The following is a 22,109-nucleotide window of genomic DNA, read 5'->3' as shown; positions in this document are numbered from 1 at the left end:
TCCCTCTTCTCCCGGGTGAACGCGGGAACGGTAAGGCCGATCCGGTCAGCGATCTTGTCGGGGTGGCCCTCGGTCACGGAGTCCGAGGTGCACAGGCAACGGGACACAACACTCCCTGGGGTCGTCATGGGCTGGTCGTTGCGGAACCGGACGAGGCCGGTTCAGGGGCACTTCGGCTGCGCACCGCCGCGCCGGGCCGAGACCTCGGCCTCGGTCGAGCCCACGTAGGCGCCCTGCGCGTCGTAGATCTTCGAGACCCCCGTGCTGTCGAACGTCCCGGCGCGCTGGACGGCGCGCTGGTCGATGTCGACGGAGCCCGTGACGGCGCCGGTCGCGTCGTACAGCCACTCCTTCACCACATACGAGAACATGTCCGGCCCCGCGGCCCGCCAGCTCCCCTCGCCCCCGGCCCTGCCTCCGTCCGGTACGCCGGTCACGGCGAGGCACACCGAACCGTCGGCGTGGAACGCCAGCACCAGGTCATCCGTCCCCGCGCCGTGCCGGACCGTGCCCTCCCACACACCGACCGGCGAGGAGTGCCCGGTGGCGTCGGCCGCGCCTGCCGGTATCGTCATGCCCATCGCCGTCGTCAGGCCGAGTACGGCCAGAGCCGGCGCGCGGAACGCGCCGCAGGACAGTCGGCTCATCGCTCGCTCCCCTCTCATCACCGTCGAAGGCGCCGACGGTAGAGCCACGGCCTACAGAACCGGTCGAACGTGCGAGCGGGCACCGAGTACTGGTCCAGCCGCACTCCAGTTCCCGCGCTCACAGTTCCGGCAGCAGCCGGGACACACCCGGCGCCCTGGAGTGGCGGTGACGCGACGTGGCGGATGCGGCATACCCGACGATCTGGACCGACCCACTGGCCGGTGCCACCTTGGACGAACTCGTCGTCGGCATCATCGAGCGCACCCGTCGCACGCTGCCGGGAGGGGGCCGGAATCATCCGGTGACTCATTCCCCCCGTACTATCCTGGCGCCGCCGCGGATCATCACCAGTCGTTCTCATGAGATCCACGAACGGCCTGGCAAAGGGGGAAACAGTGATACGCGTTCTGATCGCCGAGGACGAACACTTAATACGGGGAGCTCTCATCTCCCTGCTGAGCGCTGAGAAGGGCATCCAGGTCGTCGCTGACACCGGTGAGGGGCACCAGGTGGTAGCGCTTGCGCGTGAACACCGGCCGGACGTGGCGGTGTTGGACGTCAACCTGCCCGACATCAACGGACTCGAGGTGGCCGGGCGGCTGCAGGAATGCCTTCCGCAGTGCCGTTCCCTGCTCCTCACCAGCCTCGACCATCCGGGCACGGTGCGCCAGGCCCTGGATCAGGGAGTCGCCGGCTATCTGCTGAAGGACGCCCCACCCGGGGCCCTGGCCACGGCGATCCGCAGGGTGGCGGCGGCACAGCGGGTCATCGCGCCGGAGCTGCTGCTCGCCGCATGGCAGGCCCGCAGCAACCCGCTCACGCCGCGGGAGACCGAGGTCCTCGCCCGGGCCTCGGAGGGAATGGACGTCGCCGGCGTCGCGGAGGCGACACAGCTGTCGCACGGAACGGTCCGCAACTACCTGAGCCGTTGTGTCATGAAGCTCGGGGCACGCGGTCGGCTGGACGCGGTCCGCATTGCCCGTGAAGCGGGGTGGCTGCTGGGCTCGTCCGCTTCCGCGTCGCATCTGTCGGACACGCGACGGTGAGCGAGAACCAACCGTCGCGGGAGACCGATGCGGTGCACGAACCGCCCAGCGCGGCGGCGCGGATGGCCAGGTTGCCGAGACCGAGGCCGCTGACCTTGCCGATGCGTCGGGCGGCCTTGCCCACTCCGTCGTTGCGGACGCAGAGCTCGATCCGCTCGTCGTCGGCGCGGAAGGTGATGCGGCAGTGGGTCGCCTCGCTGTGCCGTAGCAGGTTGGCCATGGCCTCGCGGAGCGTCACCGCCAGCAGGAGCCCGGCCTCGCCGTCGGCGACATCCGTGTCGCCCACCACCGAGACCTCGATGCCGACGCCGTCCAGGACGCGGCAGACGTTGTCCAGCTCCTCCCTCAGGCTCAGATCCCAGCACTCATGAGCCAACGACCGTACGTCGCGGAGCACTTCGCGGGTCAGCCCCATCATCTGCCGCAGCTCGGTACGCGCGCGGTCGTCCTGCACACCGACGTACCGGTCGACCATCTCCGCGCGGAGGGTGACGGTGGTGAGGCGAGAGGCCAGGAGGTCGTGCAGGTCGCGCGCGATACGCACCCTCTCGTCCTGCGCCGCTCCACGTACGATGCCGGACTCCATGCGGCTGATCCGGACCTGCCGCCAGGTCAGCCGGATCAGGGCCGCGACGCCGAGCCCGATGACCACGGTGACGGCGGTGACACACGTGGTCTCGCCGTACGACAGGCCGCTGGCCCGGCCCAGCGCCCAGGCGCCCGCCACGTTGGCGGCGAAGACAACGTTGCCGAGCGGGCCGCGCAGGACGACGAGCGCGCAGGCCGCGACGAAGCCGGCCATGCCGGGCCACTGCACACCGAAGGCGAGCGGCGGCAGATAGGTCAGCAGCGCCTGGAGCCCGATGGTCCACACGCCCCGGCGAGGCCCGAGCCGCTGGCCGACGGGCGAGCTGTGCAGCGTCTGCAGAGCGACGATCACGGGCAGGAACACGAACCATGGGACGACGTGCGGTCTCGACTCGACGTCCAGCATGACGAACAGGCCGATGAGCCCGATACCGCACTGGACCGTGGCCATGCCGAGGATCCAGTACAGCCACCCTGTTGCCTCGCGACGTACCCCTAACACCCGTTATGCCCCCGTCAGCCCCGTCAGTGTTGCACTGAGCACGAGCTTAGGAGCCGTCCGTCCACACTTCAACGGGGGCAGTACGGCCGGGCCGGGCAGGATGGCGTGAACCGGTCGCTCGTGTGCGCGGCCAGGTGGATGCTTGGTGGCCGGCGGCTTGGAAGCCGGTCCGAGCAGCGTTTCCGTGCGGTGAACCCGGGCTTTCCGTCCCCTGTCGGCAGCGCTCGTACGGCGGTGGGGTGAGCTCTTGAGCGGGAGTCGAGGGTGCCCTGTGAGCATCTGCCGGGCAGCCGTGCCCAGCCGGCACAGTCGATCCTGAGGAGCACCGGACGATGAACGACTTGGTGGTTGAGACGACGTCGGGACCGGTCCGGGGTTTCCTGGACCGTGATGTGCCGAACTGGCGCGGTGTGCCGTACGGACGGATCGAGCGGCGGTTCCGCCCCGCGGTCCGGGCCGAGCCCGGTTCCCGTGTGGAGGCGACCCGGTGGGGGCCGATCAGCTGGCAGGTGCCCATCTACTCCGGGATGTCGTGGCAGGTGGTGCACGACGACGCGGTCGAGCAGGAGGACTGCCTCAACCTCAACATCTGGTCACCGGCCGCCGACGGAGGCTCCCGGCCGGTCCTGGTCTGGCTGCACCCCGGTGCCCATGTATACGGCAGCGGCAGCTCGCCCTCCATGGACGCCTGGGTCTACGCCGCCCGACATGATGCAGTCATTGTCACCGCCAACTACCGCCTCGGTCCCTGGGGTTGGCTGTATCTCGGCGACCTCGACCCGGACTTCTCCGACAGTGCCAACCTGCCCGTCCTCGACCAGATCCTGCTGCTGCGCTGGATCCGGGAGAACGTCGCCCGGTTCGGCGGGGATCCGGGCAATGTGTGCGTCTTCGGTGTGTCCTCGGGAGGCTCCGACGTGGGCACGCTGCTGGGCACGCCGGCGGCCCGCGGCCTGTTCCACAAGGCGGCCCTCTACAGCGGAAACGCCGAAGCCCTGGTGACCGGTGACGAGGTGAAGCGCCGGGCGGAGCGGTTCATGGACGCTGCGGGCTCGCTGGCGGGTACTCCGTCGGCGCTCGCCGCCGTACCGAACGTGGGGATCCGGCACATCCACCGCAAGCTCCTCAAGAAGGACGGACGCGTGCACTACGAGCCGTTCGTCGACGGTACGGTCGTGCCGCGGCCGCCGCTGGAGTCCGTCGGCGCCGGGCTCATGGCGGACGTGCCCCTGCTGCTGTCGGTCACCGCGGACGAGGCACGGGCGTACGACATCTTCTCCCCGGACACGGTCGACACGATGTACGCACAGCACCGCGGTCCGGATCCCGACGCGGACCACGACAAGAAGGTGGAGTTCCTCACCGAGAAGCTCTACTACGAGCCGGCCGAACGCCTGCTCACCGCGGCGCACCAGGCCGGCGGCCCGGGCTGGTGGCAGATGTACGACTACAGCCCCACCGTCTCGCCGATCGCCCAGAACCCGCTGTTCGCCGGAAAGGCGGTGCACGGGGTCGACCAGCCGACCCTGTTCATCGACCCGCAGGGCACGGAGGGCACCGAGGTCGACCGCGCGGTGGGCGCCCAGCAGCAGGCCGCGCTGATGGGGCTGGCGAGGGACGGGCGGCCGGGCTGGGCGCCCTGGTCGCCCGCGCAGCCCACCGTGCACCGGATCGAGCCGTGAGAGGGCCCCGTCGGGGCGAGGGCGTGAACGCCTTCGCCCCGACGGGGCGTTGGAGCAGGCCGTGGCTCAGTAGATGCCCTCGATGACGCGTTCGCCGCCGAATGTGTCGACGGGCTTCGGACCGGCCACCGAGTCACCGATCTGACCCGGGCGGCCCTCGACCCGGACGGCGCTGTCCCGTTCCAGGTTGTTGGGCAGGAACATGCCCTTGCTGATGTGGTTCATCACGACCTGCCCGCGCTCGCCGTACGCGACGGGCTGCCCTGTCTCCGGGTCGACCACCCGGAAGGTCACCACTGGGCTGCGCGGGTCGTAGGTGATGTCGGTGTCGGGGCTGAGCCCTTCGCGTTCCCGCGCGCCCTCCAGGATCAGCGCGCTGTTGTACCTGCTGATCATCCGGACGTTCGGGAAGTGCTCGTAGGCGAGCTGGAACCGCTCGTCCACCGTCATGTGCGCCCCGCCCCAGAAGACCACCTCGATCTTGGAGTTGATCAGCTCGACGAGCCGCGGGCGGCCCGCGCAGGCGCGCAGCAGCGGAGGGGTGGTCACCAGCATGCCCACGTGCTGGCTCTCCAGCACATGCTCGATCTGGTCCAGGACATGCTCGACGTACGCCTTGACCTCGTCGTCCTTGCCCTTGCTGATCAGCTTCTTGACCCAGCGCGGGTCGATGTCGATGGCGAACTTGACCGTGTTCTGCCGCGCGACGACCCAGTCGTACTGAGAGCCGATCTTGTGCGGCCCGGTCGGCGCTGCCACCAGGATGTTGGCCGGTTCCCGTCCGGCGAACACCGGGCCGGTGAGCATCCGGTCCAGCGCGGCGTCGATCCAGTCCGGCATCAGGATGACCCGCTTCGGCGCGCCGGTGGTGCCGCCGGTCTCGAAGACCTTCGGCATCGGGGGGTTGGGCCCGTACCCGCGAGGGATCAGGTCCTCCACGGCCACGTGCCGCAGTTCGTCGACGACGTTGGGGAACAGCGCCAGATCCGCGTATCCGCGCACGTCACGCAGTGGGTCGAAGTCGAGCTTCTCGGCCCGGCGCAGCCAGAAGGGGGACCCGGTCTCGGCGCCGAAGTGCCATTCGAGGGCAGCCTTGAGGTAGGCGTCGGGGTCGGTCGGATGGACGGCGGGGTCCAGTACCGCCCATTTCGGGTCCGCGCTGAGGCCGGTCACGAGATACCTCCGGAGTGATGCGTTCTGAGCAGTTTCATGGTCGGTCGGACGTCCGGGGCCGTGATCAGGCGGCGGATCTCCTGACTGATCGAGGCCGCGGTCGCGGGGTCGTAGCAGGTCCGGGCGTTGAGCGAGAACTTCAGGTCCAGCTCGGCGTCGGTCAGCGGCCGGCCCGGTCCGCCCCTGTTGCTGAGGCAGGACACCTGTTCCGTCCGGCCGTCCGCGAGGTGCGCGGTGACCCTGGACGGAAGCTGGTCGGGGAAGATCCTGGTGCATTCGGGGTCGGCGTGGCACCGCACCTTGCCGGCCAGGTCGAGCACCTCGGTACGGCGGACCGCGGCGTCGGTGAAGTCCTCGACATGGGCGCCGAGACCGCCGCCGCCGACCAGGGCGGCCGCGAAGGCGTAGGGGCCGGAGAACGCCGCCGCGTACCCGGTCGTGGGGGCGGCCTTGTCGGCGGCGGGTTCGGCGATGGTCCGCAACACCGGTTCCGCGACGCCCAGTTCGACGCTGAGCACCTCGGCGGGCCGTACGCCCCGGCGCCGCAGCTCGACCGCGGCGTCGATGACGGTGTGCGTGAAGTGGTTGCACGGGTACGGCTTGACATGCAGCTGGTCGGAGTGCCAGTGGTCGCCGAGCCCTGCGGTGACCCGCTCCGGCCGGGCGCGCTCGCCGCAGAACGCCCGGAAGAAGCCGAAGCGTCCTTCGAGCACGGTGGGCGGCCCGGTGAGTCCGGCGACCGCAAGCTGGGCCGCGGTCACTCCGCAGTGAGCCGCCCATCCGGTCTGGATCCGCTTGACCGTGCCACCGGTCCGGTTGGCCTCGATCAGCCCGCTGGACATGCTGGCCGCGATGCTCCCGGCGGCGGCGATCGTGGCCGCGTCGCCGGACAGCACCATCGCCGCCGTCACGGCCGATCCCACGGCGCCGCAGATGCTCGTCGCGTGCTGGCCGCGGTCGAAGAAGATCGAGTTGCGTCGGTCCTCGTCGTATCCGGCCATGCCCAGCCGGATGCTCACCTCGGTGCCCACCGCGACGGCGTCCAGCAGGCGGGGGCCGTCGGTACCGGCGGCCTCGGCGACGGCCAGCGCGGTGGGCACGACCGAGGCACTGGGGTGCAGCACCGACGGCAGATGCGTGTCGTCGTAGTCCATGCAGTGCGCGAGGGTGCCGTTGACGAAGGCGGCCGATGCCCCGGGCAGGCGCTCCTGGTGGCCGAGCGCGGTGGCCTCGGGCAGCGCTCCCCACTGGCGGGTCACGGCGAGCACGGTCTGGAGGACGGGCTGCGCCGAGCCCAGCGCCATGACGCCGACGGTGTCGAGCACGGCGCGCACGGCCGTCTCCCGCCGCTGCGCCGGCAGGCCGTGCCGCGCCGCGTGCCCGGCGAAGTCGGCCACCTCCTCGATGAGGCCCCGGTTGTCGCCGCTCATCGGTCACCGCTCACGAGAGCGAGCGGGCGCAGCGGTGAGCCGGTCGCGCCGACGATGTTCAGCGGTGCCAGGACGAAGGCGAACTCCGCCAGGCCGCGGGCGGCGAGTTCACCGAGCCGCAGGTGCTCGATGATGTGCGTGCCGTGTTCGACGAGCAGGATCCGGTGCACCGGCAGCGTGGCGTGGCCGCGGCCCGGATGCACCTGTTCGAACGCGGAGGTGTCCGCGCCGGCCGCGACGATCTCGTGCCGGGCCAGCCAGCGGGCCCCGTCCGGGGTGACACCGGGCACCCCGGAGTCATGGCCGAGATAGCGCCGCGGATCCGACCAGAGCGTGCTCCAGCCGGTGTTGACCAGGCAGACCCCGCCCGGCCGCGGGCGTGTCCCCGACTGTTCCGCGGCCGCGGCCAGGTCCTCGGCGGTGATCCCGTAGCCGCCCGGGAGGCGCTCCACACCGTGCAGCTTCGCCACGTCCAGGAGAACGCCGTGGCACAGCCGTGGCCGGAGGGCGTCGATGCCGTGGACCGTGAAGGCGCCGCCGGTCTGGGCCTGCGCCGCGTCCAGGCCCCCGTGCAGCAGGCCGTCCTGGGACACATGGGCGAGCGCGTCGATGTGGGTGCCGACGTGGCCGCCGGTCACGATCACCTCGTTGGCCGCGGATCCGCCGTCCTCGCGGATCATGTCCCCGTGGCGGCGCGAGAGCACCATGCGAAAGCCCGGATGGTTCGGCGAGCAGGGCATTCCAACCGCGAGCGGCTGGGCGAGGTCGATCGTCTCGACGCCGGCCGCCACCGCCGCCAGGAGCGGGTCGCCGGTCCGCCGCGACTCGCCTGCCGCGTCCGCCGCCTCGGTCACATCCGAAATCCGTGTCACGTCGCGTTTCCCACCAGGTCCAGGGCGTTGGCCAGCCGAAGGGTCTGCTGTGCGTTGGCGACCGCGGGCGGTCCGACCATCTTTCCCTTGCTGTTGATCACGATTGACCGGTTCTGTTCCTTGGCGAGCGCGGCTGCTGCGCAGATCTCCATCGCCTCCTCGATCTCGTGCGGTTGCGGGGTGTAGACGCGGTGGATGACCGGCACCTGCGACGGGTGAATGGCCATACGTCCGATGAAGCCGAGCCGTTTGCCGTGGATGCTCGTGGTGAGCAGTCCCTCCGGGTTCCGCGGGTCGGGGAACACGCTCTGCAGCGGGTTCGGCAGGCCGGCGGCCCGGGAGGCGATGATCACCCGGGTCCGGGTGGCGTCCATGGTGGCGCCGTCCATGTCGGCGTACAGATCGGCCCGCAGATCGGACTCGCCGAGCCCCAGCATGCCGACCGAGGGGGAGGCGGTGGCGAGCTGGAAGGCGTTCTCCAGACCGCAGGCCGTCTCGATGAGCACATGGATGACGGCCGGGCTGCCCGCCTGGTGCAGCAGCTCCGCCACCCGCTGGACCTCCCCGGGCCACTCGGTCTTCGCCAGCCGCACGCCGGCGAGACCGACGCCCGCGACCTCCGCCACGTCCTGCTCGCACAGCGTCGAACGCATCGAGTTCAGGCGGACGAAGGTCGGTTTGGGAGTGTGCCCCGAGGTGAACGCGGCGGCCGTCTCCCGGGCCAGCGGCTTGTGCGACACCGGAACGGCGTCCTCGAGGTCGATGATCACGGCGTCCGCCTCGGACTCGTACGCCCGCCTGATCCGGTCGGGGTGGTGGCCCGGTACGTACAGACAGCTCCGGTAGACGGGGTACTCCACCTGGGATTCGCTCACGCGCCCGCCTCCTTCCGTGAGCGGGCGAGCAACTCCTCGGTGTGTTCGCCGAGGCGCGGGCCGGCCCACCGGATGCTGCCGGGCGTGCGTGACAGCCGGAAGGGCACCGTCGGCATGGTCACCGTGCCCAAGTCGGCGTCGGGCACCCGGGCGAGCAGCGAACGCGCCCTGAACTGCGGGTCCTCCGCGATGTCGTCGACCTCGTAGATCGGCGCCACCGCCGCCTCGGCCCGCTCGAACTCGGCCAGCACGGTGTCGCGGTCGTACGCCGAGACCCAGCACCGGACCGCCTCGTCGATGATCTCCCGGTGCCGTGCGCGGCCGGCGCTCTGGGCGAACCACGGCTCGTCGCACAACTCGGGCCGCCCCACCAGCCGCATGACCCGCTCGGCCACCGACAGCGCCGGCGCCGACACCGCCACCCACCGGCCGTCCCGGCACCGGTAGACACCCCGCGGGGCGTTGTTGTTGGAGCGGTTGCCCAGCCGGGCGGGCTTGACACCGAGCTGGTCGTACTCGGTGAGCTGGGCGCCCAGGGAGCTGATCAGCGTCTCGGTGATCGCGATGTCGGCGGTCTGGCCGTGGCCCAGCCGGTCGGCGGCGTGCAGTGCGATCAGGGTGGCGCAGGCCGCGTGCAGGCCGGCGACGGCGTCACCCAGCGGAAACGGCGGGAGCAGGGGCGGTCCGTCCGGCTCACCGGACATGGCCGCATAGCCGCTCATCGCCTCGGCGAGCGTGCCGAATCCCGGTTTGCTCCGGTAGGGCCCGTCCTGGCCGAACGCCGTGACCCGGGTGACCACCAGCCGCGGGTTGGCCTCGGCGAGCACCTCCGGGCCCAGGCCCCAGCGTTCCAGCGTGCCCGGCCGGAAGTTCTCGATGACGACATCGGCGCCGGCCGCCAACTCCCGGAACCGTGCCGCGTCCTCGCTGTCGGAGAGGTCGAGCACCACGCTCTTCTTGTTGCGGTTGAAGACCTTCCACCACAGCGGAACGCCGTCTCTCGACCGGCCGAACCTGCGGAACGGGTCTCCCGACGGGTGCTCGACCTTGATCACCTCGGCGCCGTAGTCGGCCAGCAGCCGGGCGGCGAACGGCCCGGCGAGCAGAGTGGACACGTCGATGACTCTGATGTCGGCCAACGGAAGTCGCGTATCCGTCACAGATCACCCTTTCGACCCGGCGAAGGACATGGTCCAGTGGGGCCGATCCTTGTGGTGCCGGCTATGGGGATGCTCGAGGATGTATCGAGCGGGCTCGCGACGGTCGCACCCCGGGCCACTCGGGCCCCTCGGACGGATCGTGCCGCAACTAGGGGATATTTAACGCGATTTGTCCGTAATGTTTCTGTGCGAGGCGTCGCGCTTCCGGTGTATAAGGATCGAGTCCTGACCCCGCGGCACCCCCCGAAACCGGTGCCGCCGCCCGCCCGCCGGACCCGGACACACCGACCGCGGGCAGGTCGTGTTCCGTCCCGACTCCACTCGACATCACCGCACCACGCCGTCCGACGGCCGAAATCTGGAGGTATGAGCGCACATGTCAGGTGATGGCGAGCTGGTCGCCGGGCAGCTGAGGATCGGCGGGAGGCACCGCGACTTCGCGGTCCGGCTGCCGCGCGCGGCGCCCGACGACCGGCCGATGCCCCTGGTCCTCGTGCTGCACGGCCACCAGTGGAACGTCACCGGGCAGATCATGCGCGAGTGGACGACCTTCGACCAGCAGGCCGACGCCTGGGGCTTCGCGGTCGCCTATCCGGACGGCCTCGGCGGGTGCTGGGCGGACGGCCGCGGCGTGACGAGCGCCGACATCGCCGGGGTGGACGACGTGGCCTTCATCCGCGCGATCATCGACTGGTCCGCAGAGCGGTACGGCACACCGGACGACCAGGCCGTCGTGGCGGGCATCTCCAACGGCGCGTTCATGGCCCACCGGCTGGCGCTGGAGGCGAGCGACCAGGTGGCCGTCGTGGCGGCCATCGCCGGCGGGCTTCCCGCGGCCCTGCTCGACAGGCGGCCGACGCACGCCGTGTCGGCGATGCTCATCCACGGCACCGCCGACACGATCACACCGATCGGCTCCGGGTACTCCCGGCGCCGCGGGTTACGGGGCCAACTGCGCGGCCGAACGCTGTCGTTGGAGGAGACGGCCGAGCACTGGCGTGCCACGAACCGGTGCCCGCCCGGAAGGGACAGCACGCGCACCACGGACCTCTCCAGCCGCGTCACCACCGAGGGCGGTGTCGGCGGCACCCAGGTCGTCGCCTGGACAGTGTTCGGCGGCGGCCACAACTGGCCCGGCGCGCCCCTCAGCGATGACTGGGACGAACCGACCACGCAGGAGTTCGACGGGGCCGAGGAGATATGCCGCTTCGCCGAACCCCTGCTCGCCCCCGCCGCCACTCGGCGGCTGGGACGTATCCGATAACACCACCACAGGGAGTAACTCATGGCAGTGATGGGGAAGTTGCTGAAAAACAAGCGGGCCGGGGACGAGGGGCTCGCCTGGAACGCGCCGAACCTGGCCGGCGAGAACACGCTGAAGCTGAGCAGCCCCGATTTCCCGCACGAGGCGACGATCCCGACCCTGCACGCCGGCAAGCGCCTCGGCGGCCAGGATCTGTCACCGGCGCTGACCTGGGAGGCGGCACCCGCGGGGACGGCGCAGCTGCTGCTGGTCATCGAGGACCCCGACGCACCGACCGCGTATCCGTACAACCACGGCATCGCCCTGCTCGACCCGTCCCTGACCGGTCTCCCCCAGGGCGGCCTGGACGCCGAGACCCCCGCGGACGGCGTACGGCTGCTCAGTTCGGGCTCGCGCCGCGGCTACCTCGGACCGGCGCCGATCAAGGGCCACGGCCCGCACCGTTACGCCTTCCAGCTGTTCGCCCTGGGCAAGCCGCTGACGATCGGCAAGAGCGGCACCGTGCCGGACTCCGCCAAGCCGCGGGCCGTGCTGGCCGCCGCGGGGGACGTACTCGCGCGCGGTCGCCTCGACGGCTTCTACGAGCGCGTGTGACCTGCTGCGCCGAGGCAGCCGCCGCACGGCGCACTCGGCAGCCGTTCACCGGTCCGGATCTCTCGCGCCCTCGGTGAACGGAAGGGATCGACGACGACGCCGGCGTCGGGCGGAGCCGCCCGACGGCCGACTTCCGTGCGCGTTCCACCGGGATCGACCAGAAGAGAGTACGCACCATGGCTGACCGCACCCTCGCCCAGAAACCCGAGTCACCACCGGCGGCACTGACCCATCGGCAGATCCTGTACATCGTGTCCGGGCTGCTCATGGGCATCTTCCTGATCGCGATGGAACAGACGGTCGTCGCGACCTCGATCCGTGTCATAGCCGACGACTTCGGCGGCTATTCCCAGCAGGCCTGGGTCACCACCGCCTACCTGGTCACCTCGACCATCGTCACGCCGTTGTACGGCAAGCTGTCCGACCTCTTCGGGCGCAAACCGTCGTATCTGTTCGCCGTCTCCGTCTTCATGATCGGCTCGACCGCCTGCGCCTGCGCGACGTCGATGTACGAGCTCGCGGCCTTCCGCGCCGTGCAGGGCATCGGCGCCGGCGGTCTGAGCGTGCTGGCGTTCACGATCCTCGGCGAGATCGTCGCGCCCCGCGAACGCGCCCGGTACCAGGGCTACTTCCTGGCCGTGTTCACCGGCTCCAGCGTCATCGGTCCGCTCATCGGCGGCTTCCTGTCGAACTCGCAGAGCATCGCCGGCATCACCGGCTGGCGCTGGGCGTTCCTGATCAATGTGCCGCTCGGTCTGGTGACCCTGCTCGTCGTGTACCGGGTCCTGAACATCCAGCACGCGCGCCGCGCGGGCGTGCGCATCGACTGGATCGGCGGTGTGGTTCTCACCGTCGCGCTGACCCCGATGCTCGTCGTCGCCCAGTTCGGCCAGGAGTGGGGCTGGGGTTCGGGCCGGTCCGTCGCCTGCTTCGTGGTGTTCGGTGTGGGCACCCTGCTGTTCCTGTGGGTCGAGAAGTGGATGGACACGAGTGCGCTGCTGCCGCTGCGGGTCTTCCGGAACCTGCGGTTCTCCCAGGGCACCGTGCTGGCCTTCATCCTCGGCGCGCTCGTCCTCGGTCTGTTCAGCCTGGTGCCGCAGTACTTCCAGGTGGTGCTCGGCGCCGGCCCCACGCACGCCGGCGTGCTGCTCCTGCCGATGATCGCCGGGACCATCGCCGGGGCGCTGACCTCGGGTCAGATCATCTCCCGCACGGGCACGTACCGGATCCACTCGATCGTCTCCGCGGTTCTCACCGTGCTCAGCATGTTTCTCCTGTACGTCCTGTCGGGGACGGAGAGCCTGCCGGCCCTGCTGCCGGTGACGTTCGCGTTCGGCCTCGGCATCGGCTGTTTCAGCCAACCGATCACCCTGGTGATGCAGAACATCCTGCCCGCCCGGGACCTGGGCATCTCCACGGCGGCGGCCACGTTCTTCCGGCAGATCGGCGGCACCGCCGGCGTCGCGGTCCTCCTCTCCGTGTGGTTCGCGCTGACGCCGTCGGCCATCGCGCGGCACGTGGACTCGGCGCTCCGTCAGCCCGCCTACCGGCGGGAGGTCGCCCAGGCGGCGCAGAACACCCACGACCAGGCAGCCCGGCAGCTGATCTCGGCCCTGAACTCCGGGAACACCGGGGCGGCGCGGGAGGTCGTGCACAACACCTCCTCGCTGCAGACGCTGCCCCGTTCCGTCTCGTATCCGCTCAGGCAGGCGTTCGCCGAGTCGATGAGCACCGTCTTCCTCGTCTCGGCCGCTCTCGCCGCCGTCGGCCTCCTCCTCCTGGTCTTCTGGAAACCGGTGGCACTGCGCGCCAAGGCCGGCGCCCAGGAGGCCGCGAAGGAGCGAGCGGCGGCCAAGGGCGAGGCCTGACACCCACCGCACGGCACCCCGCCCCACTCGAACGGCCGCAGGGCCGGGCTCTCGTGAGAGCCCGGCCCTGCGGCCGTTCGTACGCCCTACGGCGCGTGACCCCGGGAGGTGAGGAACTCACATGCCGACGGTGCGGGATTCACACGGCATTGGTGCCCGATGCTCTGGGGTTCGGGATGTTGAGGTGAAACGCTCCTGGTATACGCATCAACCAGCAGGATCGGAGAGTACTCGTGAAGATAGGGGTCCTGGGACCGCTGTCCATCGACCACAACCGCTCATCCATCGTCCCCACCGCTGGAAAACCGCGTCAGGTCCTCGCGATGCTCGCGCTGCGGGCAGGCCACACCGTACCCGTGAGCACGCTGATGGAGGAAGTCTGGGGGAACGCGGTGCCCCGCAGTGCCGCCACCACGCTCCAGACGTACATTCTGCAGTTGCGCCGTCAGATCGCCGCCACCCTGGCTCCGGACTCCCCCCTCACGCCCAAGGACGTCCTCGCCACCTCCTTCGGCGGCTACCGTCTGACACCGGGCGTGGAGAGCCATGACTCGGCCGAGTTCCAGGACCTGGCGCAGCGGGGAAGTGCCGCCCTGGAGGCCGGTGATCCCCGCACGGCGGCCGACCTGCTCCGCAGGGCGCTGGGCCTGTGGCGCGGACCGGCGCTGGGAGACGTGCCGCGCGGGGTGGTGCTGGAGCTCGAGGCCATCAGCATGGAGGAGTCCCGTATGCAGGTGCTGGAGCAGCGCATCGAGGCCGATCTGCGGCTCGGCCGGTACTCGTCCCTCATCGCCGAGCTGCGCGTCCTCACGGCACGGCACCCGTTGAACGAGAACCTGTGCGCCCAGCTGATGACCGCCTTCCACTGCTCGGGCAACACCTGGCGGGCGATGGAGGAGTTCCGCCGGCTGCGCGGCTACCTGCGCAGGGAACTCGGTGTGGAGCCGAGCCCCCGGCTCCAGCGCATGCACCAGGCGGTCCTGAACGGCGAGTCGCCCGGGGCGTTGCGGGCACCGTCGCCCTTCGTCGTGGACTGACCGGTGTCCCGCGGCCCGAACCGTGCCGCGGGACACCGGCACACGTCACTTCGGGGCGGTTCGTTCGAGAACCGTGGTGTACAGGTTCGGGTCGCTGGTGGCGAGCGCGCGCAGGGCCTTGGCGTGCGGCAGGAACTCCGGGTGCGCCAGCGCCCGTTCGAAGTGCTCGCGGCTCTCCCACTCGGCGACGTTGACATACCGCCCCGGCAGGTCGGCGGCGCGGAGCATGCGGTGCCCCAGGAATCCCGGCCGGGCGGCGAAGAACGCCGAGGTGGCGTCGAAGGCCCGCTCGAACTCGTCGACGGAGCCGTGCACTTCGAAACGGTTGACGAACGTGATCATCGATACGGCCTCTCCACGTCGGTCCCGGGGCAGTCAGGGTCTGTCCGGCGGGTCATGCCGCCGATCCTGTCCCCGGCCGCTCGACGAACGCTCGAAGCCCGACATCCCCTACGCCCCCTGCTCCAGCCGCTGCGCGTACGCCGCGGCCTTCTCGACGACGGCGGCCAGCAGCTCCGCATGGGCCGTCGTGCAGCCGGGCGGCGGGCCCAGACGGCGCAGCTGACGTGCGGGGTCGGCCGGCTCCTGCGAGTGCAGCGGTACGGCGGAGAGGTCGCCGCCGGCGAAGAAGGCTTCCCCGGAGGGCAGTTCGGCCACCGGTACCCCGGGCCTGCCGGCGGTGTCGCGCGGGCCACGACCGGCGCGGGCCGCGCGCAGTTCGGCGAGCAGTTCCTGTCGGCTGCGGCCGCGCAGGGCCAGCAGCAGGAAGGGGTTGTTCTGCAACGCGTCGGCGAAGGTGTAGTGCACGGCGGCGCCGTGCACGCACGGGTTGCCGTTGTCCCGGCAGTCGCACCGCGAGGAGAGCTCGCCACGGCGCGGGAAGGCGGCGAGCCCCGCCCGGCCCAGGGTCTCGTCGATGTTCTCCGGCATACGGCCCTCCAGCAGGCTCGCCGCGTGCTGGAGCTGCCCGGCCAGGGCGCGGACGCCCGCAGCCCACTGGTCGTCGGAGAACACCGGCAGGGTGAGGGTCACCTGCCAGGCGCCCTTGGCCTGTTCCACCCTCGCCGTGACTTCGCCGGGCCGGACCGCGAGGCCCTGTACGGCTCCGTTGCGCGCGAGCGAACGGCCGCGTGGCAGCCGGGTGTTGGGATAGGTGGCGCCGAGCGATTCCAGGGCGCGGATCCAGCGCCTGCTCCATGCGGTGGATCCGGTGGCCGCCGGGCGCTGCCTGCCGCCGTCGGACCGGGTACGGGTTGCTGCCGGGCTCACTCGTCGACTCCTGAATCTGCGAGTTGGACAAGGTCACGGAGGGCTGCGTCGTCGAGTTCGGAGAGCCAGGTCTCGCTCGTGCCGACGACCGCGTCCGCCAGCGAGCGCTTGCTCTCCAGCAGCGCGTCGATGCGCTCCTCGAAGGTGTCCGCCGTGACCAGCTTGTGCACATGGACGGTTCTGGTCTGGCCGAGACGGTGGGCGCGGTCGGTGGCCTGTTGCTCGACGGCGGGGTTCCACCAGCGGTCGTAGTGCAGGACGTGCGCGGCCCGGGTGAGGTTGAGGCCGAAGCCGCCCGCTTTGAGGCTGATGACGAGGACCGGGGACGCCGTCTCGTCGTGCTGGAAGGCCTCGACCATGCGGTCACGCTCCTCGACCCGGGTGCCGCCGTGCAGGAAGGGCACGTGGTCCAGGCCGAGTTCCGCGACCAGATGACGGCTCAGCAGTTCGCCCATGACCCGGTACTGGGTGAAGACCAGCACGCGGTCCCCCGCGGCCACCGCCTCGGAGAGCATCTCGGTGGCCCGGGCGAGCTTGCCGGAGCGTCCCGCGAGCCGCTCCTCACCGGTCTGTTCACCCCGGCGCAGGTACTGGACGGGATGGTTGCAGATCTGCTTGAGCTCGGTGAGCAGGCGCAGTACGTTGCCGTGCCGTCGGAGGCCGGTGCCGAGCCCGCCGTCGGTGTCGAAGGCCGCCGCCACCGCGGACCGGTAGAGCGTGGCCTGCTCCGCGGTCAGGTTGCAGGCAACCGTCGACTCCAGTTTCGGCGGCAGTTCGTCCACCACCGCGCTCTTGAGCCGGCGCAGCACGAAGGGACCGATGACGGCACGCAGCCGCTCGGCGGCTTCGGTCTCCCCTTCGCGTTCGATCGGGTCGGCGAAGCGCTCCTTGAAGCGGCGGTGCGAGCCGAGCAGACCCGGGTTGGTGAAATTCATGATCGACCAGAGCTCGGAGAGCCGGTTCTCCACCGGGGTACCGGTCAGCGCGACGCGTTGCCGCGCGGCGAGCCGGGCGGCGGCGCGGGCCGTCTGCGCGGCGTGGTTCTTGATCTGCTGTGCCTCGTCGAGGACGACGAGGTTCCAGTCGAGGGACGTGAGCAGTTCGGCGTCCAGGCGCAGCAGGGCGTAGCTGGTGACGACCACGTCGCCGGGCTGGAAGTCGTCCGCGGAGACGGCGCGCCGGGGACCGTGGTGCCGGCGCACGCTCAGCCCGGGTGCGAACCGGGCGAGTTCCCGCTCCCAGTTGCTCATCACGGAGGTGGGACAGACCACGAGGTTGGGGAGTTCGCCGGTGCGGCTCGCGATCAGCGCGATGGTCTGGAGGGTTTTGCCGAGGCCCATGTCGTCGGCGAGCAGCGCCCCGAACCCGAGCCCGGTCAGGCTCTGCAGCCAGGCCACACCGCGCCGCTGGTAGTCCCGCAGCTCCGCGCGCACCCCGGTCAGCTCGGGTTCGCCGCCGTTGCCCAACTCGCGGAGCGCGGTGACCAGTTCCGCGACGGAGCCGTCGGCCAGCGCCGGCACCTCGCCGAACTCCTCGGTGTGGTGGCGGCCGCACAGGACGACGGACAGTGCCTCCGCCATGGACAGCCGTCCGCTGCTGCCGACGAGTGCGGCGAGTTCGTCGATCCGTGTGCAGTCGAGCCGCACCCACCGGTCGCGCCACGGGGCGAGGGGTTCTCCGCGTTCGGCCAGGGCGGCGACCTCGTCGGAGGTCAGTGTCTCGTCCCCGACGACGGCCTCCCACCGGTAGGTGACCGTACGGCCGTGCGGGCCTGTCTTCTTCGTGTTCTTCCTGTCCGCGGGCCTGCCGCCGCGGCGGGACCCCACACGCAGGCGCGGGCCGAGCACGTTGCCCGGCTCGTCCAGCCCGTCGGGGACGAGCACCTCGATCCCGGCCGTCCGCAGCGCGGTTCCGCCGTCGCCGAGCAGTTCGGCGGTCTCGTACGGGGTGAGCATGGCCTGGACGGGATGGCTCAGGGACAGCGCGCCGGCGACGGGTCGGAAGGTGCGCGCCGCCAGGGCGAGCCCTTCGGCGAGGACGTCCTGCGGCCGGTCCAGGACACCGCTGCCGAGCGTGAGCGTGGCGGACTGCGTGGTCCACACACGCTGGGCGGGCACCAGCAGCGCCGGCTCGTCCACCGTCTGGAGGTGGAACGTCAGCGGCCACGGAGCGTCCGGTCCGGCGGGCAGCCCGAGCCGCAGGCACAGCCGTACCGGGACGTGCTCTCCGGCGGCGGATCCCGCCCAGGCGGTGAGCCGCTCGGCCGGGGGTGCACCGGACGCCGTGACAACGGCCGATTCCGCCCCGCCGGTGAGGGCTTCCAGCCAGGCGTCCGGCCAGTCGCCGGTGCGGACGGCCGCCGTCGCGTGCGGCCGGGCGCCGGGCGCGCCGTCGTCGGCCGCGGCGCGGGCGCAGAAGTCGGCGACGGCGTCGCAGAAGGCGCCGAGCAGTTCGTGCGGGGCACAGACCCGCACGTCCTCGGCACCGTCCTGCGTGCCGGTGCCGTCCGCGGGGATCCGCAGGGCGTGCGCGGCGGCCGGCAGCACCTCGGCGAGAGCGGCCAGCCGCGGGTCGCCGCCGCGGTCGGCGCGCCAGTGCGCGTACGCGTGGCCCTCCTTGCCGGGAGACAGCACGGGGGTCAGGTGTCCCGCGACGACGTGCTCCAGCGCGAGCTTCGCGGCGACGGCCCAGGCGTGCACGGACGCTCCGAGCCGTGGCCCGCCGGACGACGGGTCCGCGGAGGGAAGGCCCGCGAGAGCGGCCAGCGCCTCGCCGAGGGGTACCAGCAGCGCGGGCACCTCCGCGCCGACCAGCAGGTCACCGGCGGGCAGCACCACGGGCAGTCCGGCCCCGGGCCCGGCAAGCGGCACGCGCAGTCCGAGGGCCGCCGCGTGCGCCACCGGGTCCGGCGTCCCCCAGAAGGCCATCCGCCCCTTCCCGGGCACCTCGGCGTCCGGCACGAACGTCGCCTGTAACTGACCGGGAACCTCGGGGCGTCCCATAAGCGGTCCTGTCTCCTCGAAATCGTGGATTCGGAAAAGCGCTGTGCAGGATACCCCGAGAGATACCCCGATTTCACAGTGCTCTAATTGTTCCGCGCCGCATCGGTGTACCAGCTTTCCGGATCGACATCGCGAGGCACCCAGGAAGGCGCTCCCTGTTCACGGTTGACCGCTTTTTCGATCACGACCAGATTGTGATGGACGTGGACCCCGCTGATGTTGCGGTCGGTGTACGAGAGGCCCGTCTCGTCGGCGGCCGGCCGGCGCTCCTGGTGGTTCAGCCCGTCCAGGAGGCCCTTGACCAGGCCCATGGAGGTGCCCGGGTCGTTGAGGTCGGTGTCGTTGCCGCCCCAGCCCGGCCAGTAGGCGGTCTGGACGTCCTCGATCACGTAGAGGCCACCGGGCCGCACGTGCGGGAAGAGGGTCCGGAAGGACGTCAGGACGTGGTGGTTGAGGTGGCTGCCGTCGTCGATGACGATGTCGAAGGGGCCGATGTCCCCCGCCAGTCCCTCCAGGTACGGCACGTCTCCCTGGTCCCCGCGCAGCGGCACCAGGCGCGGCTCGGCGATGCCGTGCTTCTCGTGGATGTCCAGGCCGTAGACCGTGCCGCGCGGGAAGTAGTGCTTCCACATGCGCAGGGAGGCGCCGCCCTGGTCGGGTGCGTCGTAGCCGCCGATGCCGATCTCCAGCAGGGTCACCGGGCGCTCCCGCAGCGGGGCGAAGTAGCGGTCGTAGTGCGGGGTGTACCAGTGTCCGCCCCACTTGTCGGAGCCGAAGCGCACCGCGAGTTCGTCGAGGGAGCGGGCCGGGCGGCCGATCGCCGCGGCCAGCTGGTGCAGCGCGGTGACGGCGGCCGCCCGCTCGGCGTGGGCCGGGTCGGCCGGGTCGAGGAGGGGCCGGTCCGGGTCGGCCACGTGCAGCTCCAGGGTCGCCGTGTGCCGGCCCGGCGCCCCGTACACCGCGCGCAGCAGTTCGACGAGGTCCTGGGAGAGGCTCGCGAGGGCCCCTTGCGGCGCGCTCTGCGTCACCTCGGCGACGCCGCCGCCCAGTGTGACCCCGTAGCCGAGCAGTTCGCCGCCCAGGCGCAGGCTCACCTTCACCGTCGTCTTGTCGGCGGGCTCCGGGAACAGGGCGGCGCGCAAGGCCAGTTCGCGCAGCAGGGTCCCGGCGCAGCGGGCGGCGCCGAGCTCCGCCAGCCCTGCGGCGGCCTCGGTGTCCGGGCGGTCGGCGAGGCCGATGAGGATGTTTTCCGGTTCACGTGCGACTTCCGCCGACATGGGCGCTCCTTCGGTGCCGTGTGGACAGGGGCCCGTTCCGCCGGCGCGGACGGGCGGGGCCGACGTTAGGAGCGGCGGGTCGAGGCAGGCTCGACCTGCGGTGGCAGCTCCGCGCGGAAAGCGCTCCACCTTTTCCGGGCCACCTGCCGGGCACCGCAGGACACGATATCCGAGGAAAAGTCAAATCCCCTTTCTCGATAATTCCGAGACCAGTAAAAGGGCATTCTGTCAAGCCGCCGCCGCTCATGTGAAGCGATCTCGGAATTGGTGTACGGTCCCCGGCGATCCACGCGTATTCCGCGTATTCGGCGCCATCATGAGGAGAAGGTATGTCGGCTCGCACCGGTCCGGCCCTGGCAGTCATCGTGGTCTGCCAGCTGATGCTGGTCCTGGACCTGATGATCGTCCAGATCGCGCTGCCGGACATGGCGGGGAGCCTGGGGTTGACCACGAGTTCCATGTCGTGGGTCATCAACGCCTATGCGCTCGCCTTCGGCGGACTGCTGCTGCTGGGCGGCAGGGCCGGGGACATCCTGGGGCGCCGCAGGATGTTCCTCACCGGGGTGGCCGTCTTCACCGTGGCCTCGCTGCTCGGCGGCCTGGCGACCGAGGGCTGGTGGCTGCTCGCGGCCCGCGCGCTCCAGGGCGTCGGCGCCGCCATGGCCTCGCCGAGCACCCTCGCGCTCATCGTCTCCATCTTCGAGGAGGGGCCCCGGCGGGCCCGGGCGATCGGCGTGTACTCCGTCATCGGCGGTGCGGGCGCGGCACTCGGCCTGATCCTGGGCGGCGTCCTGACGGACGTCGCGTCCTGGCGCTGGGTGCTGTTCGTCAACGTGCCGATCGGCGTCCTCGTGCTCGTGTTCACACCGCTGCTCATCGACGAGACGCCCCGGCAGCCGGGCCGCTTCGACCTGGCGGGGGCGCTCACCTCGACCCTCGGCATGGCCGCCCTGGTGTACGGCGTGATCAACGCCTCGGACCACGGCTGGGGTGCCACGGCCACCCTGGTCTCGTGCGCCGCGGCCGTCGTGCTGCTCCCGGTGTTCCTGGTCGTCGAGTCCCGGTCCCGGCAGCCCGTCGTGCGGCTGAGCCTGTTCAGCGGGCGCACCCGGGCCGGCTCGTACGTGGCGGTGCTGCTCGTCCAGGGCAGCATGATCGGCATGCTGTTCTTCCTTTCCCGGTACGTGCAGCAGGTCTTCCACTTCACACCGCTGGAAGCCGGTCTGTGCTTCCTGCCTGTCACGGCCGTGGTCGTGCCGCTGGCGAAAGTGGTCATCAAGGCCTTCGCGAGGTTCGGTGGCAAGCCCCTGATCGTCTTCGGCGCCGGACTCATCACCCTCGCCAACCTGTGGCTCTCGCGGATCGATCCGGGCAGCGGCTACCTCGTGGGCGTGCTGCCCGCGCTGCTCGTCTACGGCTGCGGTATCGCCTTCTCCACCATTCCGCTCACCGTGCTCGCCGTCTCCGGCGTGCCGCCCGAGGAGTCCGGGGCCGCCTCCAGTGTGCTCAACTCCCTGCAGCAGGTGGGTGGTTCACTCGGCCTCGCCATCCTGGTCACCGTCTTCGGCCAGGGCGAGCGGGACGCCCCCCGCGGGTCCGACGCCGATCACCTCCTCACCAGCGGTGTCGAGCGGGGCTTCACGGCGGCCACCTGCTTCGCGGCGGCGACGGTCGTCCTGGCCCTGCTCGTCCTGCCGGGCAGGCAGCAGGGCGAGCCGCTGCCCGGCCCCGCGCAGGAGGGGCAGGACACGGATCCGGCACGGGCCTGAGCGGTCCGTCCGCACCACGGCACAGCGAGGTTCCAGGCATCTTCGAGCACCGC

At 71.1% G+C, this 22,109-nt stretch carries 18 protein-coding genes; 7 read left to right on the top strand and 11 right to left on the bottom strand.

What is annotated here, in order from left to right:
• Positions 1-161: 161 nt before the first annotated feature.
• On the bottom strand, positions 162-647 hold the full coding sequence (locus ACFY1U_RS02515) for a hypothetical protein (RefSeq protein ID WP_390692290.1): 486 nt from the start codon (positions 645-647) through the stop codon (positions 162-164).
• A 396-nt stretch (positions 648-1,043) separates the two neighbouring features.
• Between ACFY1U_RS02515 and ACFY1U_RS02510 the strand changes: the two genes are divergently transcribed.
• Positions 1,044-1,694 carry a DNA-binding response regulator gene (locus ACFY1U_RS02510; protein WP_390692289.1) on the top strand — a complete coding sequence of 217 codons (651 nt, stop codon included), beginning with the start codon at positions 1,044-1,046 and terminating at the stop codon, positions 1,692-1,694.
• On the opposite strand, the gene ACFY1U_RS02505 is transcribed toward ACFY1U_RS02510, so the two are convergent.
• Positions 1,582-2,733 carry a sensor histidine kinase gene (locus ACFY1U_RS02505; RefSeq protein ID WP_390692288.1) on the bottom strand — a complete coding sequence of 384 codons (1,152 nt, stop codon included), beginning with the start codon at positions 2,731-2,733 and terminating at the stop codon, positions 1,582-1,584. The two genes, ACFY1U_RS02510 and ACFY1U_RS02505, sit on opposite strands and share 113 nt — an antisense overlap.
• 383 nt (positions 2,734-3,116) lie before the next feature.
• Here ACFY1U_RS02505 and ACFY1U_RS02500 point away from each other — a divergent pair, with 383 nt between their 5' ends.
• On the top strand, positions 3,117-4,466 hold the full coding sequence (locus ACFY1U_RS02500; RefSeq protein ID WP_390692287.1) for a carboxylesterase family protein: 1,350 nt from the start codon (positions 3,117-3,119) through the stop codon (positions 4,464-4,466).
• A gap of 66 nt (positions 4,467-4,532) precedes the next feature.
• On the opposite strand, the gene ACFY1U_RS02495 is transcribed toward ACFY1U_RS02500, so the two are convergent.
• The 5 genes from ACFY1U_RS02495 to ACFY1U_RS02475 are packed head-to-tail and all read right to left on the bottom strand — an operon-like array spanning position 4,533 to position 9,955.
• Complete coding sequence (locus ACFY1U_RS02495; RefSeq protein WP_390692286.1) at positions 4,533-5,639, bottom strand: phenazine antibiotic biosynthesis protein; 1,107 nt, start codon at positions 5,637-5,639, stop codon at positions 4,533-4,535.
• Positions 5,636-7,069 carry an MmgE/PrpD family protein gene (locus ACFY1U_RS02490; protein ID WP_390692285.1) on the bottom strand — a complete coding sequence of 478 codons (1,434 nt, stop codon included), beginning with the start codon at positions 7,067-7,069 and terminating at the stop codon, positions 5,636-5,638. The genes ACFY1U_RS02495 and ACFY1U_RS02490 overlap by 4 nt, the downstream gene beginning before the upstream one ends.
• A complete protein-coding gene (locus ACFY1U_RS02485) occupies positions 7,066-7,941 on the bottom strand; it encodes a cyclase family protein (protein ID WP_390692284.1) in 876 nt (291 codons plus the stop codon). The genes ACFY1U_RS02490 and ACFY1U_RS02485 overlap by 4 nt, the downstream gene beginning before the upstream one ends.
• Positions 7,938-8,816, bottom strand: coding sequence for an HpcH/HpaI aldolase/citrate lyase family protein (locus tag ACFY1U_RS02480; protein WP_390692283.1), 879 nt, complete (start codon positions 8,814-8,816; stop codon positions 7,938-7,940). Before ACFY1U_RS02480 ends, ACFY1U_RS02485 begins: the two co-directional genes overlap by 4 nt.
• Positions 8,813-9,955: a CaiB/BaiF CoA transferase family protein gene (locus ACFY1U_RS02475; RefSeq protein ID WP_390692282.1), complete on the bottom strand. Its 1,143-nt coding sequence runs from the start codon at positions 9,953-9,955 to the stop codon at positions 8,813-8,815. Before ACFY1U_RS02475 ends, ACFY1U_RS02480 begins: the two co-directional genes overlap by 4 nt.
• 397 nt (positions 9,956-10,352) lie before the next feature.
• Between ACFY1U_RS02475 and ACFY1U_RS02470 the strand changes: the two genes are divergently transcribed.
• The 4 genes from ACFY1U_RS02470 (at position 10,353) to ACFY1U_RS02455 (ending at position 14,739) form a co-directional block, all read left to right on the top strand.
• Positions 10,353-11,240, top strand: a complete 888-nt coding sequence (locus ACFY1U_RS02470; protein WP_390692281.1) for an alpha/beta hydrolase family esterase — start codon at positions 10,353-10,355, stop codon at positions 11,238-11,240.
• Between the two features lie 21 nt (positions 11,241-11,261).
• Positions 11,262-11,834 carry a YbhB/YbcL family Raf kinase inhibitor-like protein gene (locus tag ACFY1U_RS02465; RefSeq protein ID WP_390692280.1) on the top strand — a complete coding sequence of 191 codons (573 nt, stop codon included), beginning with the start codon at positions 11,262-11,264 and terminating at the stop codon, positions 11,832-11,834.
• Positions 11,835-12,010: 176 nt separating this feature from the next.
• Positions 12,011-13,702 carry an MDR family MFS transporter gene (locus ACFY1U_RS02460; protein ID WP_390692279.1) on the top strand — a complete coding sequence of 564 codons (1,692 nt, stop codon included), beginning with the start codon at positions 12,011-12,013 and terminating at the stop codon, positions 13,700-13,702.
• 233 nt (positions 13,703-13,935) lie between these two features.
• Complete coding sequence (locus tag ACFY1U_RS02455) at positions 13,936-14,739, top strand: BTAD domain-containing putative transcriptional regulator (protein WP_390692278.1); 804 nt, start codon at positions 13,936-13,938, stop codon at positions 14,737-14,739.
• A gap of 45 nt (positions 14,740-14,784) precedes the next feature.
• Here ACFY1U_RS02455 and ACFY1U_RS02450 read toward each other — a convergent pair whose 3' ends face one another.
• The 4 genes from ACFY1U_RS02450 to ACFY1U_RS02435 all read right to left on the bottom strand — a co-directional run bounded on the left by ACFY1U_RS02450 (position 14,785) and on the right by ACFY1U_RS02435 (position 20,287).
• On the bottom strand, positions 14,785-15,081 hold the full coding sequence (locus ACFY1U_RS02450) for an antibiotic biosynthesis monooxygenase family protein (RefSeq protein WP_390692277.1): 297 nt from the start codon (positions 15,079-15,081) through the stop codon (positions 14,785-14,787).
• Between the two features lie 108 nt (positions 15,082-15,189).
• A complete protein-coding gene (locus tag ACFY1U_RS02445) occupies positions 15,190-16,008 on the bottom strand; it encodes an SWIM zinc finger family protein (RefSeq protein WP_390692276.1) in 819 nt (272 codons plus the stop codon).
• Entirely contained in the window at positions 16,005-19,010 is a 3,006-nt protein-coding gene (locus ACFY1U_RS02440) for a DEAD/DEAH box helicase (protein WP_390692275.1), read from the bottom strand. Before ACFY1U_RS02440 ends, ACFY1U_RS02445 begins: the two co-directional genes overlap by 4 nt.
• An 83-nt stretch (positions 19,011-19,093) precedes the next feature.
• On the bottom strand, positions 19,094-20,287 hold the full coding sequence (locus ACFY1U_RS02435; protein ID WP_390692274.1) for a hypothetical protein: 1,194 nt from the start codon (positions 20,285-20,287) through the stop codon (positions 19,094-19,096).
• A 329-nt stretch (positions 20,288-20,616) separates the two neighbouring features.
• On the opposite strand from ACFY1U_RS02435, the gene ACFY1U_RS02430 reads away from it, so the two are divergent.
• The gene (locus tag ACFY1U_RS02430; RefSeq protein ID WP_390692273.1) at positions 20,617-22,056 is read left to right on the top strand and encodes a DHA2 family efflux MFS transporter permease subunit; all 1,440 of its coding nucleotides are present in this window, start codon (positions 20,617-20,619) and stop codon (positions 22,054-22,056) included.
• The last annotated feature ends 53 nt before the right edge of the window (positions 22,057-22,109 follow it).

Source organism: Streptomyces sp. NPDC001351 (assembly GCF_042896045.1).
Classification (GTDB): domain Bacteria; phylum Actinomycetota; class Actinomycetes; order Streptomycetales; family Streptomycetaceae; genus Streptomyces.
The sequence above is the reverse complement of the archived record's forward strand: the minus strand, read 5'-3'. Positions and strand labels throughout refer to the sequence as shown.